Origin of the sequence: Tistrella arctica (genome assembly GCF_039630945.1) — a bacterium.
Taxonomy (GTDB): Bacteria; Pseudomonadota; Alphaproteobacteria; order Tistrellales; family Tistrellaceae; genus Tistrella; species Tistrella bauzanensis.
Window position 1 is genome coordinate 92,310 of sequence record NZ_JBBKTV010000003.1, and the last position, 17,495, is coordinate 109,804.

General features: G+C 68.2%; 12 protein-coding genes. 2 read left to right on the forward strand and 10 right to left on the reverse strand.

The genetic code is table 11. The annotated features are described in order from the left end of the window. Window positions 1-200 precede the first annotated feature (200 nt). Window positions 201-1,751: a M48 family metalloprotease gene (locus WG924_RS07300; protein WP_345932364.1), complete on the forward strand. Its 1,551-nt coding sequence runs from the start codon at window positions 201-203 to the stop codon at window positions 1,749-1,751. Window positions 1,752-1,790: 39 nt separating this feature from the next. Here WG924_RS07300 and WG924_RS07305 read toward each other — a convergent pair whose 3' ends face one another. The 7 genes from WG924_RS07305 to WG924_RS07335 all read right to left on the reverse strand — a co-directional run bounded on the left by WG924_RS07305 (window position 1,791) and on the right by WG924_RS07335 (window position 9,133). Then, entirely contained in the window at window positions 1,791-2,279 is a 489-nt protein-coding gene (locus WG924_RS07305) for a PaaI family thioesterase (protein WP_345932365.1), read from the reverse strand. 45 nt (window positions 2,280-2,324) lie between these two features. After that, window positions 2,325-2,765, reverse strand: a complete 441-nt coding sequence (locus tag WG924_RS07310; protein ID WP_345932366.1) for a PaaI family thioesterase — start codon at window positions 2,763-2,765, stop codon at window positions 2,325-2,327. Between the two features lie 361 nt (window positions 2,766-3,126). Next, window positions 3,127-4,023 (reverse strand): RNA polymerase factor sigma-32, encoded by an 897-nt coding sequence (locus WG924_RS07315; RefSeq protein WP_345932367.1) that lies wholly within the window; start codon window positions 4,021-4,023, stop codon window positions 3,127-3,129. 257 nt (window positions 4,024-4,280) lie between these two features. After that, complete coding sequence (locus WG924_RS07320; protein ID WP_345932368.1) at window positions 4,281-4,778, reverse strand: CarD family transcriptional regulator; 498 nt, start codon at window positions 4,776-4,778, stop codon at window positions 4,281-4,283. Between the two features lie 472 nt (window positions 4,779-5,250). Next, the gene (fdxA, locus tag WG924_RS07325; protein WP_188575887.1) at window positions 5,251-5,589 is read right to left on the reverse strand and encodes a ferredoxin FdxA; all 339 of its coding nucleotides are present in this window, start codon (window positions 5,587-5,589) and stop codon (window positions 5,251-5,253) included. 209 nt (window positions 5,590-5,798) lie between these two features. Beyond that, window positions 5,799-6,302, reverse strand: a complete 504-nt coding sequence (locus WG924_RS07330) for an RNA-binding S4 domain-containing protein (protein WP_345932369.1) — start codon at window positions 6,300-6,302, stop codon at window positions 5,799-5,801. Beyond that, on the reverse strand, window positions 6,299-9,133 hold the full coding sequence (locus WG924_RS07335; protein ID WP_345932370.1) for a helicase-related protein: 2,835 nt from the start codon (window positions 9,131-9,133) through the stop codon (window positions 6,299-6,301). The genes WG924_RS07330 and WG924_RS07335 overlap by 4 nt, the downstream gene beginning before the upstream one ends. A 236-nt stretch (window positions 9,134-9,369) precedes the next feature. On the opposite strand from WG924_RS07335, the gene htpG reads away from it, so the two are divergent. Further along, the gene (htpG, locus tag WG924_RS07340; protein WP_345932371.1) at window positions 9,370-11,349 is read left to right on the forward strand and encodes a molecular chaperone HtpG; all 1,980 of its coding nucleotides are present in this window, start codon (window positions 9,370-9,372) and stop codon (window positions 11,347-11,349) included. A 125-nt stretch (window positions 11,350-11,474) separates the two neighbouring features. On the opposite strand, the gene WG924_RS07345 is transcribed toward htpG, so the two are convergent. From WG924_RS07345 to WG924_RS07355, 3 genes are all read right to left on the reverse strand, one after another. After that, entirely contained in the window at window positions 11,475-13,010 is a 1,536-nt protein-coding gene (locus tag WG924_RS07345) for an MFS transporter (protein WP_345932372.1), read from the reverse strand. Between the two features lie 262 nt (window positions 13,011-13,272). Beyond that, the gene (gene acnA, locus WG924_RS07350) at window positions 13,273-15,975 is read right to left on the reverse strand and encodes an aconitate hydratase AcnA (protein ID WP_345932373.1); all 2,703 of its coding nucleotides are present in this window, start codon (window positions 15,973-15,975) and stop codon (window positions 13,273-13,275) included. A gap of 439 nt (window positions 15,976-16,414) precedes the next feature. Beyond that, on the reverse strand, window positions 16,415-17,272 hold the full coding sequence (locus tag WG924_RS07355; protein ID WP_345932374.1) for an alpha/beta fold hydrolase: 858 nt from the start codon (window positions 17,270-17,272) through the stop codon (window positions 16,415-16,417). Window positions 17,273-17,495: the final 223 nt, after the last annotated feature.

The following is a 17,495-nucleotide window of genomic DNA, read 5'->3' on the forward strand; positions in this document are numbered from 1 at the left end:
CCTGAGTGTCGCCCATCGCAGCCCGGTCATGCAAGCGGCGGTCACCGCTTTGGCACAGGAGGCGGACGCAGTCGCCCCAGCCTTGTCACGCCGCCACGGCTTGCGCGCGACCGGCGCAGCCGCCATCTTGAGCGGAGTGTCCCCATGTCATCACTGCAGCAGCCCTGCCCGCAGCCGCCCCTGACCGCGAGGCCCAGTCCATGCCATCAGTCGCCCGCCCCGTCTCGACCAGCCCCTCACCCGCAGATGCCCGCCATGCGGTGGCCTCCGCCCTGGCGCCGCGCCCGGCGCGGCGGGGGCTGAAGCACGGCATGCGCCGTCTGATGGGGGCCGCCGCCATCGGCCTGGCGGTGGCAGGCTGCGCCGGCAGCCCCGCCGGCGGCCAGGGCTTCAGTCTGGTCGGCGACGAGCAGGCGGCCCAGATGGGCGCCGAGGAACACCCCAAGCTGGTCGAGGCCTTCGGCGGCGAATACAAGGACGAGAAGCTTCAACGCTATGTCGAGGATATCGGCTTCCGGCTGATGTCGGTGACCGAGATGGCCGACCAGCCCTTCACCTTCACCATCATCGACAGCCCGATTGTCAACGCCTTCGCCCTGCCCGGCGGCTATGTCCATGTCACCCGCGGCCTGATTTCGCTGGCGCGCGACGAGGCGGAGCTGGCCGGCGTGATCGCTCATGAAATCGGTCACGTGACCGGCCGGCATTCAGCCCAGCGGATGACCAGCGGCATGATCGCCCAGGTCGGCGCCGGCCTGCTGGGCGCGGTGCTGGGCAGCGAGGCCGTCAGCCAGATCGCCAATATGGGCGCCCAGGTCTATCTGCAATCCTATAGCCGCGATCAGGAATTCGAGGCCGACGAACGCGGCACCCGCTATCTTCAGGCTGCCGGCTACGACCCCGGCGCGATGGCGAGCTTCCTTCAGCGCCTGAACGATTATTCGGCCTATGAGGCCGCCCTGCGCGGACAGGACAACCCGGCCGAGCAGTTCAACCTGATGGCCTCGCATCCGCGCACGCCCGAGCGGGTGGAACGCGCGGTGCAACTGGCCGGGGGCGCCACCGGCGTGCGCAATATCGACCCGCAGTTGAACGCGATCGACGGCATGGTCTATGGGTCGTCGCTGTCGCAAGGGGTGCTCAACGGCCGCAGTTTCCGGCATCCGGAACTGCGCTTCGCTTTCGAGGCCCCGGAAGATTACGTCATCATCAACAGCGACGAGGCGATCACCGGCTATGGCCCGGATGGCGCGCGTTTCGTGTTCGACATGGGCGCCGCCCCCAAGGGCATGGCCCTGACCACGATCCTGTCGCGCAGCGCCGCCGAGGGCCAGCCGCCGCTGCAGGATGTGGAGCGGATCACCATCAACGGCCTGGATGCCGCCACCGGCCATGCCCGGGTGCGCGACCGCAGCGGCGCCACGCTGGAGGTGCGCCCGGTGATCATCCGCGCCGACGACAAATCGGTCTATCGCCTGCAGTTGATCACCCCGGTGAACGTGCTGCCGAAGGTGGAAGACAGCCTGCGCCGCTTCACCTACAGCTTCCGCCGGCTGACCGAGGCCGAGGCCCGCGCGGTGAAGCCGCTGCGCATCGACATCGTCACGGTCGGGCGCAACGACACCACCGCCAGTCTGGTCAAGCGCATGGCGGTGAATGAGCGGCCGGAAGACCTGTTCCGCCTGCTGAACGGCCTTGAGCCCGGCCAGAACCCCGAACCCGGCCGGAAGGTCCGAATCGTCACCAACTGACGCCGTGTCCGCGCGGCCCTTCTTATCCGCGCGGCCCCCTTATCCGGGCGCGTTATCTGGCGCCACAGGTGCCGGCCGCAGGTCCACCCGCCGGGTGGAGACCAGCCCCGTGGCCACCGGCCGGTCGTCCGCCACGCTGCCATCAACGCCGCGGCAGACGACATCCACCGCGCTGACCGCGATGCGGCCGCCCGGATCGATCACCCGCGCGCGGGCGAGCAGCCCGGCCGCCCTGGCCGGGCGCAGCAGTTTCACGGTGTAATCCAGCGTCACCAGCGCCTGATCGGCGCCAAGCCCGGTGGCATTGGCGGACCCGCCCGCGAAATCGATCAGCGCACCGATGATGCCGCCCTGGAACAGGCCCTGATGCTCGCCAAGCTCGGGCCGGAACGGCAGGTCCAGCACCACCCGGCCGGGTGCCACCTCGACGAAACTGAAGCCCAGCAGCCGGGCCGCGGGCATCGCCAGCACGAAGCCGCGCAGCCGCTGGGCAAGGGCATCAAGGGCAGACGGGGATATGTCGGTCATGGGGCGTCTCCGTGGTCTGGCGGATGGCCAGGGGCGCGGTGGATATCAGCGCCGGGCGACATGAAAGGTGGCGCTGCCGCGCGCGATGGGCGCGCCATCCGCCGTGATCAGGCATTGCGCGAAGCCGAGCGTGCCGCCGGCACGGATCACCTGCGGCGTCACCGCCAGCCATTGGCCGATCCGGCCGCTGCCGATGAAGTCCACCGACAGGCTGACCGTCAGCGGTGCCGCCCCCTCGGGGAGTTGCAGGGCACAGCTCAACCCCATGGCATTGTCGGCCAGGGCCGAAATCAGGCCGCCATGGGCCAGACCGCGTGAATTGGTGTGGGGCACCGCCAGCCACAGCCCCAGGATCACCGTCCGGTCCACGATCCTGGACCAGAGCGGCTTCCAGGGATCGGTCAGCGGGCTGTCGCGGAAATGCGGCGTGAAGCCGTCTGGGGGCGCGATGTGATCGGTCGATGGTGGCGGAGAGCGGGTGGTCATCGGGCGGGCCTTTCGGGATGGGCGCTGGCGGTGAGCCGGTGATCAGGCGCCTTCAGCCTATCACCCGCCCCCGCCATATTCGCGCCGAAGCCGCCCGAACAGCGCTTTAGTCACCATCGGGTTGTATGGGCCCGCCGGCCTCAACCCGGTCTCAGCGATGGTTCAGAACCGCGCCGGGAACCCGGCGCGGAGGGTCCGCCCCGGCGACGGCATCCTTCGGGTGTCGCGTGCAGCGCCGACGAAAAACGGCCCCGACCTGAACGGCCGGGGCCACGTGATACTTGCCATGCGGCAGTATGTCCAATCTCCGGCCGGCAACCTCGATGACCGGAAGACTGAACCGCGTTTGAGGCGTCCGGGCTCAGCCCGCCACCGCCTCGATCCGAAGGCGTTGATCGGCCTCGCGCATCTGGCGGGTGATCGACGTCCGAAGCTTTTCAATGGCGCGCTGCTCGATCTGGCGGACCCGTTCCTTGCTGATCCCCAGTTCGTGGCCCAGCTCCTGGAGGGTGACCGCGTCCTCGCGCAGCCGGCGTTCATGAATGATCACCCGCTCGCGCTGGCTCAGTTCGGTCAAGGCGCGTTTCAGCCAGCGCGACCGGGTGTCGCTGTCGCGCAGCTCCACCACCACCTCTTCGGGGCCCGGCCGGTCATCGGCCAGGAAATCGATCCAACTGTCACCACCATCCTCGTCCAGCCCCGCATTCAGGGAATGATCGGCGACCGACAGCCGGCCTTCCATGGCTTCCACCGCCTCCACGCTCACGCCCAGATCGACGGCGATCTTCAGCCGCGCCTCATGGCTCATCGGGCCATTGGTGCCCTCGCCCATCCGGGCCCGCAGCCGGCGCAGGTTGAAGAACAGGGATTTGTCGCCGGCGGTGGTGCCGGTGCGGACGATCGAATGATTGCGCAGAATGAAATCCTGGATCGCGGCCCGGATCCACCACATGGCATAGGTGGAAAAGCGCACATTGCGGTCGGGGTCGAAGCGGCTGGCCGCCATCATCAGCCCGACATTGCCTTCCTGGACCAGATCGCCCATCGGCATCGCGTAGTTGCGGAACTTTGATGCCAGACTCACCGCCAGCCGCGCATAGGCGCGGACCAGCCGGTGCAGGGCGTCGATATCGCCACGGTCGCGCCAGGCCCGCGCCAGATCCTGTTCATCCTCACGCGTCAGCAGGGGGACCGCCATCGACCGGCGGACATAGTGCCGGTCGGCGGTCTGCGCGTTCTGAGTATCGAAACTGGCCATGGCCGCCTCCCGTCATACTGCGCGGACTGTCGCCTTGATGCCTGCCTTTACGCGTGTGGCCAGCGGGCGGATCACCCCGGCCCCGACAAAATCATCACAGCGTGCTGCTACTATCCAGATTGAAACCGGCATCGTGATTGAAACCGGTCCTGGCCTCTTCGGTTCCGCGCATGAAAAAGCCCCGCCAGGATCACGCCTGGCGGGGCTTTTCGAACGCATCGGCGGTCTGCGGCCGGATATGGTCGCGGATCGTCGGATCAGGCGGCGCGGTCCAGCAGGGTTTCAAGCTGGATCGCCGCCGTCTTCAGGTCCAGTTGTTCCACCGCGGCATATTCGCGGGCCAGCCGGTCCAGGGCCAGTTGGTACATCTGGCGCTCGCTATAGGACTGCTCGGCCTGATCGCCGGCGCGGTGCAGGTCGCGCACCACTTCCGCGATCGAGGTCGGGTCGCCCGAATTGATCTTGGCTTCATATTCCTGGGCGCGGCGGCTCCACATGGCGCGACGCACGCGGGCGCGGCCTTTCAAGGTATCGAGGGCCGTGGTCATCTCGCCCTGGGTCGACAGGGCGCGCATACCGGCCTTCTCCGCCTTGAACACCGGCACCCGCAGGGTCATGCGGTCGTCGTCGAAGCGGATGACATAGAGTTCGAGGGCCATACCCGCGATTTCCTGTGCCTCAACCGCTTCGATCTTGCCGACGCCGTGCGCCGGATAGACGACGATGTCGCCGGTACCGAACCTCTTCTTCGCCATGGCTCCGCTTCCGTTCTGACAATCCGCTCCCGCAGCGCCACCGGCATACCCATCCTGCCGTCAGCCGCATCGGCGGCCCGGCAGGATCCATGGAAAAACCATCGGACGGCGTCCACGGGGGGGCGTGAACGCTTGGGCATGCTGAACGCGGCGTGCCGCTACGGGAAAACGCTTATGGCCGGGGGCTGGTGCCCGGGGCCGAATGAACGCTGGTTCGGCAACGATCGGGGCGCCGTCAAGCGGTTGCCCGGTGATCGACAATCGGGGATCGATGGTCGATGATCGGACAACCGTTGGCCGCGCTCAGGGAGACGCGTCAAGTCGCCTCAGAATCGTCACCTCAGTGCAAAAATGAAGATACCATGACGGGGCCAAGAGATAAAGCCCCGTGCACATGCGTTGGCTGCATGTCCACGGGGCCGTATCCGCATGACCGTCAGGATGATACGTGATGCAGCCGGGCTTCGACTGATCAGTCGGCAGAGCCCGGCTTGTCGCTGAAGTACTTCGCAAGCTTGTCGGGCACGCCGTTGAATTCGTCGGCATCCGCCGGGGCTTCACCCTTGCGCGAGATATTCGGCCAGAGCTCGGCATATTTCCGGTTCAGCTCCGCCCAGGTCTCCAGGTCATCCTCACTGTCCGGCTTGATTGCCTCAGCCGGGCATTCCGGTTCGCACACGCCGCAGTCGATGCACTCGTCCGGGTGGATGACCAGCATGTTCTCGCCCTCGTAGAAACAATCCACGGGGCACACCTCGACGCAGTCCTGATACTTGCACTTGATGCAGTTGTCGACGACCACGTAGGCCATGATGCTGCTCTCCTCGGGAACACGGTCGGCGGCGTAGGACGGCAAGCGGGTGCAGGCGTCGGACGGCGCGTCCTATTTTACAACCGTGGCGCGCGTTATCGCGCCGCGATCCTGTCTTCTGACGCAACCATACTGATTCCACGGCGCCGGAAAAGTCCTTTGTGGAAGCATTTTTCCGGCGTCACCGCAAGGGTGAATGGCAGGGTGTGTCAGATCACCGCGGGATTGCACGCTGTCGCGCGCGGCGGTGGCAGATCCGCATCGGCCGGCCGAAGGTCCAGATACAGGCCCCGCGCCTCGTCGGCCGGGCCCCGCCGCGCGCCGATGCGCGACACCTGCACCACCTTGATCTTGTTGCCCCACGGAAAGGTCAGCACGTCGCCGGGCTTCACGGCCTGCGCCGCCTTGGTCACCGGCATGCGGTTGATGCGGATCAACCCGTCGGCGCAGAGTTTCGCCGCCTGGGTGCGGGATTTATAGAACCGGGCACACCACAGCCATTTATCCAGGCGTTGGCGGCCACCGGCCTCAGTCGCGGCATCGCGGCCGGCGGCCGCGGCATCTTCCATGAACAGCGCCGTCGCATCGGCGCCGGCATCCCTGGCGGTCCGGGCCGGCGGCTGCTGGCCGGCGGCGGCCCTTGAGGTGGAACGGGGGGCGGTGGAACGGGGGGCGGTGGAACGGGTCGGGCTGACGGCAGTCCTCTGGGTCATCGGCTGGCACCTCTGCGGATACGTGCTGAGCCTGCTGGGGTATTCCGCCGCGCCTCATCGGGGGCTGCGGCGTCCTGGCCGCCCGGCCCTGCGAACAGGGCGCCGAGCTTGGCGAAGGGATTTGTCGGATCGATGGCGGCAACCGGCGCCGGTCTGGCGGCACCAGGATTGCCGCCCCGGCGCGGCTTGCGCCCGGCGGGCGCGGCGGGCGCCTCTACCACCAAATCGGCCGGTACGGCGCCCGGCGCGGGCGCCTGGGGCACATCGGCCGGTACGGCGCCCGGCGCGGGCGCCTGGGGCCCACGGCCTCTGGCCCGCCCGCCGGCCGGCCGGCGGGTCTTTTGCGGCAGCAGCATCACCCGCCCGTCCTCGCCGGCGTGGCAGCGATAGCCCAGCCCCGCCAGCAGCGCCGGCGCATCGGCCGGCGGGCAGCCCAGCGGCGCCAGCAGCGCCGTGTCGACAGCGCTGCCGCCCGCGACCTGCGGTCCGCGCAGCAGCGCCCGGCACTGCGCGTCCAGCCGCTCCACCATATCCACCCGCACCGCGCGGGCGCCCAGCACCACATAGCCGGCCGCCCGCAATGCCCCGGCCAGCGCCGGTGCCACCGGCACATCCAGGCTCAGCGAGGTGCGCACGCCATCGGCCGTCTCGGGCAGCACCGCGCCGCTGCGGGCGGCGATGAACGGTCGGCGCAGTGCAATCCGCGCGGGCTCGAACAGCGGCTTCAGATACAGATACCGCCGGCCGAGCCTGACCCCGAATCGCGCCAGCCGGCGCTTCTGATCATCGTCCAGCCCGTCGATCAGGTCGCGCGCCGCCACCGCATCGGTGATACCGCCGGCTTCGACCATCTGGAAGGCGATGCCGCGCGCCGGGCCTTTCAGCGCCCCGGCCGCCAGCCGCAGCAGCGGCTCATCGGCTTCGGCCGCGCGATCGGCCAGCACCTGTTCAACCCGTCGCACCAGATCCGCCAGCGGCTCGGGCGGCAGGTGGTCGCGATGCGGCAGCACCAGCCGGGGCCGGCCTTCGGTATCACGGCCGAGCCGGCCCAGAACCGCGCCATCCACCCGCACGTCGATGCCGTCGGCCGCCACATCACCGGCGGCGCCCGCCATATCCGCATCGTCCGCCGCCGGCGCACTGGCCAGGGTCATCAACGTCGACAGATCAGGCAGCGCCATCAACCGGGTGAAGCGCGCCTCGATAAACCGGCGCAGCGCCTTGCGCACCCGCTCGCGCACCGGCCGGATCTCCAGCAGCAGCGCCGCCTCCGGGTCGGGCCGGAAATCGAAGCCCACCAGCCGGCCGATATCGCGCCCGTCCAGATCCACCCGGCCGTCATGGGCGACCAGCGGCTCCACCGCCCGCCAGGCTTCGGCCTGCCGGCTGGCGCGGGCCATGTCGCGATCCACGAAGCGCTGGGTCAGCCGATCGTGCAGGGCATCCGACAGCCGGTCCTCGATCCGCCGCGCCATCATCTGGAATTCACCGGCATCGGCCACCCAGCCGGGCCGGTTGGCGATGTAGCTCCAGGTGCGGATCCGCGCCAGCCGCTCGGTCAGCCGGTCCAGATCGCCATCCACCCGGTCCAGCCGGGCCAGATTGTCGCCAAGCCATGCCCCCGGCAGCCGGCCTTCATTGCCAGGCTGGGTCAGATGCAGGAACAGCCGGCGCAGCAGGCCGACATGGCCCGCCCCCACCGCCGCGTGGAAATCCGGCACCCGGCACACATCCCACAGCAGCCGCACCGCATCATGGCCACGGGCGCGATCGCGCAATTCCGGCTGCCGGCCCATATGGACCAGGGCCAGATAATCCTCGGCCGGCGGCGCCGGCGCCAGGGCGTCGATCTCGGGCAGCACGTCCAGGCTGCGGACCAGATGGTCGATGCTGCGGAAATCCAGCGCCCGCGACCGCCAGAACAGCCGCCGTAGCGGCTGGAAATCATGATCCTCGATCGCGTCGACCAGATCGGGCGACAGCCCGCCGACCTCGGCGGTGGTGCCGAAGCTGCCATTGCGCAGATGCCGCCCGGCGCGACCGGCGATCTGGGCCAGTTCCTGCGCCGACAAGGGCCGCAGATCGCGGCCGTCGAATTTACGGGTCGACGCGAAGCAGACATGGTCGACATCCAGGTTCAATCCCATGCCGATGGCATCGGTCGCGACCAGGAAATCGACCTCGCCCTGCTGGTACATCTCGACCTGGGCATTGCGGGTGCGCGGGCTCAACGCGCCCATCACCACCGCGGCACCACCGCGCTGCCGGCGCATGATCTCGGCGATCGCATAAACATCGGCCGCCGAGAAGGCGACGATCGCGGTACGCGGCGGCAGCCGGGTCAGGCTCTTGGCGCCGGTATAGGACAGCTTCGACATCCGCGGCCGGCTGTCGATCTCGATGCCCGGCAACAGCCGGCGCAGCAGGGGTGCGATGGTCTCGGCGCCAAGGAACATGGTCTCGGCGAAGCCGCGGGCATGCAGCAGCCGGTCGGTGAAGATGTGGCCGCGATCCGGATCGGCCGCCAGTTGGATTTCGTCGATGCACAGAAACTCGACCCCCAGGTCGAGCGGCATGCTTTCAACCGTGCACAGGAAATAGCGCGCCTCGGGCGGCACGATCTTTTCCTCGCCGGTGATCAGCGCCACCTTGTCGGCGCCTTTCGCCCGGGCCACCCGGTCATAGACCTCGCGGGCCAGCAGGCGAAGCGGGAAGCCCATCATCCCCGTGCGGTGCGCCAGCATCCGCTCGACGGCCAGATGGGTCTTCCCCGTATTGGTGGGGCCGAGCACCGCGCGCAGGCGGGACGGCCCGTCAGCCGACATCATCATGGCATTAAGAATCGTATGTCGGCGCCTCCGGTTCAAGTGCCGATTGATGCAAGCGCGATGACAATACCGCGATGCCGCATCGGCCGGCCTCGGCGGCCGTTCTTCAACCTCTGATGCGGCCGCGCTCTTGATCTGTGACGCCTCGCACATATATGCCGGCGAGCCTGTCGTTCAGACCGGCCCTGATCATTCCGTACCGCCCTGAACTCCACCTCTAAAGACGGACGCCGACCCCGATGGCCGAAGACACTCTCGAAACTGAAGAGACCCGCGTGTTTGATGCCGATGTCGGCCGGATTCTCGACATCGTCGCCCATGCGCTCTACAGCGAGCGCGAAGTCTTCCTGCGCGAACTGATCGCCAATGCCGCCGATGCCTGCGACAAGCGGCGATTCCTGGCCCAGACCGATGACAGCCTGGCCGATGGCGCCGGCGAGCCGGCGGTGACGCTGATCCCCGATACCCGGGCCCGCACGCTCACCCTCGCCGATACCGGCGTCGGCATGAACCGGGCCGAGCTGATCGAGAATCTGGGCACCATCGCCCGCTCCGGCACCGCCGAATTCGCCAAGAAGCTGTCGGGCGACGCCAAGACCGACGGCAGCCTGATCGGCCAGTTCGGCGTCGGCTTCTATTCGGCGTTCATGGTCGCCGACAAGGTGGTGGTCGAAACCCGCCGGCTGGGCGAGACCCAGGGCTTCCGCTGGACCTCAGACGGCCGTGGCGGCTACACCATCGAGCCGATCGACCGCGACGCCATCGGCACCGATGTCATCCTGCATCTGAAGGACGACGCCTCGGAATATCTCGACCCCTATCGGTTGCGGAGCGTGGTCAAGCGATGGTCGGATCATCTGGCCCTGCCGGTGAAGCTCGACAGCCGCAAGGCCAAGGATGACGAGGGTCAGGCGGCGGACGATACCGATACCGATGCCGGCGTCGAGACCATCAATGCCGCCAAGGCGTTGTGGACCCGGCCCAAATCCGAGATCGAGCCCGAGACCTACACCGCCTTCTATCGCGACATCGCCCATGCCTTCGACGAGCCCTGGGCGGTGATCCACAACCGCAATGAAGGCACCATCGAATACACCAACCTGCTGTTCATCCCCACCGACCGGCCGCTCGATCTTTACGAGCCGGAGCGCAAGCCCCGGCTGCGGCTGCATGTCCGGCGGATGTTCATCACCGATGACTGCGAGGCGCTGCTGCCCGGCTGGCTGCGCTTCCTGCGCGGTGTTGTCGACAGTGCCGACCTGCCGCTGAATGTCAGCCGCGAGATGCTGCAGAACACGCCGCTGCTCACCAAGATCCGCCAGGGTCTGGTCAAGCGCGTGCTGGGTGAGCTGGAGTCGCGCGCCAAATCCGACGCCGAGGCTTACGGCACATTCTGGGATACCTTCGGCGCGGTGCTGAAGGAAGGTCTGTACGAGGATTTCGAGAATCGCGACCGCCTGCTGGGCCTTGCCCGCTTCCGCTCCACCGAGGTCGATGGCTGGACCAGCCTGGCCGATTACGTGTCGCGGATGAAGCAGAACCAGACCGTGATTTATGTGATGGTCGCCGACAGCATCGAGGCGGCGCGGGTCAGCCCGCAGATCGAGGGCTTCAAGGCCCGCGGCCTGGAAGTGCTGCTGCTGGGTGATCCGATCGACGGCTTCTGGACGATGATGACCCCGGATTGGGGCGGCAAGCCGATCCGGGCCGTGGGCCGGATCGGCGATGACGAGCTTGCGGCCTTCCCCAAGCTGGCCGAGGCCGACGCGCCGACCGATGGCGACGACACCACCAGGGACGCGACAGCCGCCGACGGCACGCTCGACGGTGCGGCCCTGGCCGATCTGATCGCGCGGGCGCTGGGCGACAAGGTCCGCGGGGTGCGGCCGTCTGCGCGTCTGGTCGACAGCCCGGCCTGCCTCGCCGCCGGTGCCGATGGCCCCGACCCGGCGCTGGAACGTCTGCTCGCCCGTTCGGGCCGGGGTGGCCCCGCCCGGGCGCCGATGCTGGAGATCAACCCCGACCATGCGCTGCTGAAGGCGCTCACCCGCCTCGCCACCGAGGCCGGTGACGAAACCGACGCGCGGGTGACGGCCCTGGCCGGGCCGGCGGAACTGCTGCTCGATCAGGCGCGTCTGGCCGAAGGCGAGGCCCCGGCCGACCCGGCCGCCTTCGCCCGTCGCCTCGCCAGCCTGATGACCCGCGCCTACGGCGCCTGATCGGCCAGGCAGCCCGACCCGCGCATCCGCGCGCGCCGCATGACCAGAACCCCGCGTCAGCCCGATGGCCCGGCGCGGGGTTCTGGCCGTTTCAGGGGGCGGCGGCGGCCAGGAGCGGCCGGGCGTCAGATGCCGCTGCCGCCCTGTTCGGGCCGGCGCGGTGACGATGAGGCCGGGGAGCTGTCGCCGGCTGCCGGCTGTGGCGCCGGTGGCGGCGGACCGGCCGTCACCGGCTCATCCGGCACAGGCTCATCCGGCACAGGCTCATCCGGCACAGGGGGATCAGGCATTGACACATCTGGTACCGTCTCGCCCGCCATCATCCCGTCATCGCTTTCCAGGGCCGCCTCGGCGCCTGAAATGTCCGTCGCCATGGCCGCCACCGCCGGGGTCGTGCGCGGGGAGATCACCATCGGCGATTTGGCACTGGCCGGCACCTTGGGCTGCACCCGGGCGCGATAGATGGCGAAGGCGGCCAGAACGCCACCGGCCAGCGCGCCCCAGGCAAACAGCCCGGACGGGCCGATCAGTTCCATGATGCCCGATGCCAGGATCGGGCCGATCGCCGAGCCCAGGCCGCCGCCCAGCACCAGCCCGCCGGCGGCCGCGATCATCCGCCCCGGCTCCACCAGATCGTTCACATGGGCGGTGGCCACCGGATATAGCGCATAACCGGCGCCGCCGACGATCGCGGCACCGATGAACAACAGCCACACGGCGGCGCTCGGCGACAGGATCTCGGCGAGCAAACCGCTGCCGGCGAGCACGCCACCGCCGCGCGGCACCTCCGCCGCCGTCATTCCGGCGGCACCGGCCAGCACCACCAGGCTGCCGATGGTCACCATGATCGCGGCGCCCGCCAGCACCCGGCGGCGGTCTATGCGGTCCGACAACAGGCCCACCGGCCATTGCAGCACCAGCCCGCCCACGAAGACCGTGGCGATGAAGGCTGAAATCTCGGGCGTCGACAGGCCGATGCCATTGGCGAACACGGCACCCATGCCGCCCTGGATCGAGCCGATGATCAGGCCGCTGAAGATCACCGCCGCCAGACCCAGCGGCGACACCTTCCACAAGGCCGACAGCCCCAGCCGGCGGCTGGCATGGATTTCCGGCGTCAGGCTGCGGGTCAGAGCCAGCGGCACCAGCGCCAGCGACAGCGCCATGGCGGCCAGGGCATACAGCACCGGCGAGCGGACATCGTCGAGCGTCAGCAGGAACTGGCCGCCGGCCAATGCCAGGTTGAGCGAAATGATATAGGCCGACAGCACCTTGCCGCGGGTCTGGTTGGTGCTGGCGGAATTCAGCCAGCTTTCGGCGGTCATGAACAGGGCCGCCATGCAATAGCCGGTCACCACCCGCAGGGCCGCCCACCCCGCCAGATCCAGGAAGAAGCTCAGCGACAGGATCGCCACCGAGCCGATCGCGGCGAAGGCCGAGAAGGCCCGGATATGCCCCACCCGCACGATCACGCGCTGCGCCGTCGCGGCACCGATGATCCAGCCCACGAAATGCGCGGCGCCGACCAGACCGATGGCGATGGTGCTGACGCCTTCGGCCGCGAGCCTGAGGCCGACCAGCGACGAGAGCATGCCGTTGCCCAACTGGGCGATGGCGATGCTGAGCAGCACCGCGGCGACGGAGGCGAGAACTGTGGTCATCGGTCCCTGAAACCCGGCCCGGCCGGTTCCGGCGGGCCGTTCTGTCTGGAATAGCAAGCTGGGCAGGCCGCGCGACGCGCGGGAACTGGCGCCCGGTGAAGCCGTCAGGATCAGTAAAACATGGCTGCACCGGGCTTGCCACCTTGGCCGCCCGGCTTCCATGACATGTCTGCAAAACGACACACGCCCCGGCACCAGATGGCGCCGGGGCGTGTGCCGGATATGTGCGGTTCAGGTCGTCAGAACGACGGTGCGACCCGGATCAGGCAGCGCCGCTGGCGATGCGGCGCAGCACGTAATGCAGGATGCCGCCATTCTTGAAGTATTCCAGCTCGTCCAGCGTGTCGATGCGGCAGACCAGCGGCGCCTCGACCACCTCGCCATTGGCGCGGGTCACCTTCAGGATCAGCGCCTGACGGGGCTTCAGATCGTTGCCCAGGCCGATGATGTCATAGGTCTCGGTGCCGTCGAGGCTGAGCTTCGAACGATCCCAGCCCTCGCCGAACACCAGCGGCAGGATCCCCATGCCGACCAGGTTCGAGCGATGGATGCGCTCGAAGCTCTCGGTGATCACCGCCTTCACGCCCAGCAGCATGGTGCCCTTCGCCGCCCAGTCGCGCGACGAACCGGTGCCATACTCCTTGCCGGCGATCACCACCAGCGGCGTGCCGGCCTCGACATACTGCATGGCCGCATCATAGATGCTCATCTGCTCGCCGGTCGGCACGTGGCGGGTGTAGCCGCCCTCGACACCGGGAACCATCTCGTTGCGGATGCGGACATTCGCGAAGGTGCCGCGCATCATGATCTCGTGGTTGCCGCGACGGGCACCATAAGAATTGAAGTCGGCCGGCGCCACGCCATGCTCGGTCAGGTATTTGGCGGCGGGGCTGTTCTTGGCGATGTTGCCGGCGGGCGAGATGTGGTCGGTGGTGACGCTGTCGCCCAGAATAGCCAGCGCGCGGGCGCCGTTGATCGGGGCGATCTCGTCCGACGCCACCGGTGACATGCCCTCGAAATACGGCGGCATCTTCACATAGGTGGAGTTTTCGTCCCAGACATAGGTGGCGCCCTCCGGCGCCTCGATCGCCTGCCATTCGGCATCGCCGCTGAACACGTCGGCATATTCGCCGCGGAACATCTGCGAGGTGATCACCGAGCGCACGGTGTCGCGGATCTCGGCCGAGCTCGGCCAGATGTCGCGCATATAAACCGGCTTGCCGTCGCGGTCCTCGCCGATCGGGTCGTTGGCGACATCGACCAGCACCGAGCCCGCCAGCGCATAGACCACCACCAGCATCGGGCTGGCCAGATAGTTGGCGCGCACGTCCGGGTTCACGCGGCCTTCGAAATTGCGGTTGCCCGACAGCACCGAGGTCACGACCAGATCATTGGCATTGACCGCCGCCGAGACCGGCTCGGCCAGCGGGCCGGAATTGCCGATGCAGGTGGTGCAGCCATAGCCGACCAGATTGAAGCCGAGCGTGTCCAGCGCGTCCTGCACGCCGGCGGCGCGCAGATATTCGGTCACCACCTTCGAGCCGGGGGCGAGCGAGGTCTTCACCCAGGGCTTCACCGTCATGCCCAGCGCCGCCGCCTTCTTGGCGACAAGGCCCGCACCCAGCATCACGTCGGGGTTCGACGTGTTGGTGCAACTGGTGATCGCCGCGATCGCGACATGGCCATGGGCCAGCTTGTAATCGGTGCCGGCGACATCGACGGAGATGTCGGCCGCGGTGTCCTTGCTCTTGGTCAGGGTCGGCAGCGCCGCCTTGAACGAGGCCGGGATGTCCGACAGCGTCACCCGGTCCTGCGGGCGCTTGGGACCGGCGAGCGAGGGCTCGACGGTCGACATGTCGAGTTCCAGCGTGTCGGTGAACTCAGGGTCCGCCGAACCGGCCTCGCGCCACATGCCCTGGGCCTTGGCATAGGCTTCCACCAGCGCCACGGTCTCGTCGTCGCGGCCCGACAGGCGCAGATAGTTCAGGGTCTCGCCGTCGATCGGGAAGAAGCCGCAGGTCGCGCCATATTCGGGCGCCATGTTGGCGATCGTCGCGCGGTCGGTCAGGACCATGTTGTCCAGGCCTTCGCCATAGAACTCGACGAACTTGCCGACCACGCCCTTCTTGCGCAGCATCTGGGTGACGGTCAGCACCAGATCGGTCGCGGTGGTGCCTTCCTTCATCCGGCCGGTCAGCTTGAAGCCGACGACTTCCGGAATCACCATGCTGACCGGCTGGCCCAGCATCGCGGCCTCGGCCTCGATACCGCCCACGCCCCAGCCCAGAACCGCCAGACCGTTGACCATGGTGGTGTGGCTGTCGGTGCCGACCAGGGTGTCGGGATAGGCCAGCATCCGGCCGTCTTCCTCCGACGACCACACGGTCTTGGCCAGATATTCCAGGTTCACCTGATGGCAGATGCCGGTTCCCGGGGGCACGACACGGAAATTATCCAGCGCGCTCTGGCCCCAGCGCAGGAACGAATAGCGCTCGCCGTTGCGCTCCATCTCCAGCGCCACGTTCTGAAGGAACGCGCTGGCGGTGCCGTAACGGTCGACCTGCACCGAATGGTCGATGACCAGATCCACCGGCGACAGCGGGTTGATCCGGTTGACGTCGCCGCCAAGCTCGGCCATCGCCGCGCGCATGGTGGCCAGGTCGACCACGGCGGGCACGCCGGTGAAGTCCTGCATCAGCACCCGGGCCGGGCGATAGGCGATCTCGTGGTCGCTGCGGCGATCCTTCACCCAGGCGACCAGCGCCTTCACGTCGCCGGCGGTGACGCTGCGGCCGTCTTCATGACGGAGCAGGTTTTCGAGCAGCACCTTGAGCGAGAAGGGGAGCCGCGAGACACCCTCAAGGCCGGCGGCCTCTGCCTTGGGCAGGCTGAAATAGTCATACGCCTTCCCGTCGACCGTCAGGGTCGTCCGGGTGCTGAAGCTGTCAAGGCGGTGTGCTGTCACGACGACCTTCTCCTCACGATGGACCTTGTCGCCTTGTCTTGTCGACTGACGGGCATCGCGTTCGGGCGACGGGTGACGGGTCCGGCCGGACCGACACACCCCTGAAGCCCCCCGCTCAGGTGCCTGATCGCGGCGATTGGCCGGATGTGCGGGCGGAGCGGGCGGAGTCTGGGCGGCGGAAGGTCGGACAGTCCGCCGCGGCCGTCCGACATGTGGCCAAGGCCCCGGTTATCCGGGATCATCGGCATGCATGCGGACGTCGCGGCGTCGATGCCGCGTTCGCGCGCCGTGATATCAGGGATCGCCCCGAAAGTCCACGAAAACCGCCGGATGCGCGGGGCATCCGGCCCCTGATCGGAGCGGGGCGCCGCCCTCGCATTCGCCCCGCCCCGCCCCGCATTCGCCCCGCCCCGCATTCGACCTGCGCCCGACGCCGACGTCAGCCGCCCGCCAGCCGGCGCAGGAACGGCATCAGCGCCGCATCGGTCGCGGCCGGCGCCTGAAGATGCGGGCTGTGGCCGCAATCGGGGATCATCAGCCCGGTGGCGAGCCCGGCCGGGGCGCCACCGGGCTGATCGGCGCCGATGCCTGCCACGATCGCCTCCACCTGGGCGGGGCTGCCATATTCATCGCCGTCCCCCTGCATGATCAGTGACGGGCAGCCGATCGCGCCCAGCCGGCCGGTCATTTCCCAGGCGCGGAACTGCGGCGTCAGCCAGGTGTCGGACCAGCCATGGAAGGCACCGTCGGTATTCTCGCCGTGATAACGCGCCAGCCGGGCGCGCATGCCCTTCGGGTCGGTCAGCGTCGTTTCATAAAGTGCAACGGCATCGCGGATGCCGGCGATGGTGATATCCTCCACGAAGACATGTGCCGCCATGGTGGCGATGCCGGCGATGCGCCCGCCCAGCGCCGCCGCCGCCAGCAATGCGATGGTCCCGCCATCGGAATGGCCGACCAGCAGCGCCTCGCCCACCCCCGCATGATCCAGAACCTGCGGCAGCACGACCTCGCTTTCCCGGTTCAGATAGTCGATCGGGCGCGGCCAGCGGTCGAGCGGGCTCGACCCGCCATAGCCCTGGCGGTCATAGGCCAGCACGTCCAGGCCGGTGGCGCGGGCGATGCGCTGCGGAAAATCGCGCCACAGCTCGAAACAGCCCAGCCCCTCATGCAGCAGCACGACGGTGGGCCGGCGCATGGCCGTGGCACCGGCCCCTGCAACAGCCGGCTCCGCAACCGCGTGATGAACGCGCAGCCGCATGCCGGCAACGTCCAGGTGCCGCATCTCGAAGGTCATCAGGGGTCATCCTCCAGTATGGTAACAGCGTTATTAAAATATCGCTGGGTTTGCCTTCACAACTTTGGCAAACAGACAGTGATCACGCCACTTGGGATTTGACCCCCCAGGTTCACGATGATGTAATGCCGTTACAAAACGGTATTCAAAACAAGAACAAAGGCGCATCCACCGGAACCGCCATCACCGGCATTCCGGGTGAGAAAACGGGAGCCGTTGCCCG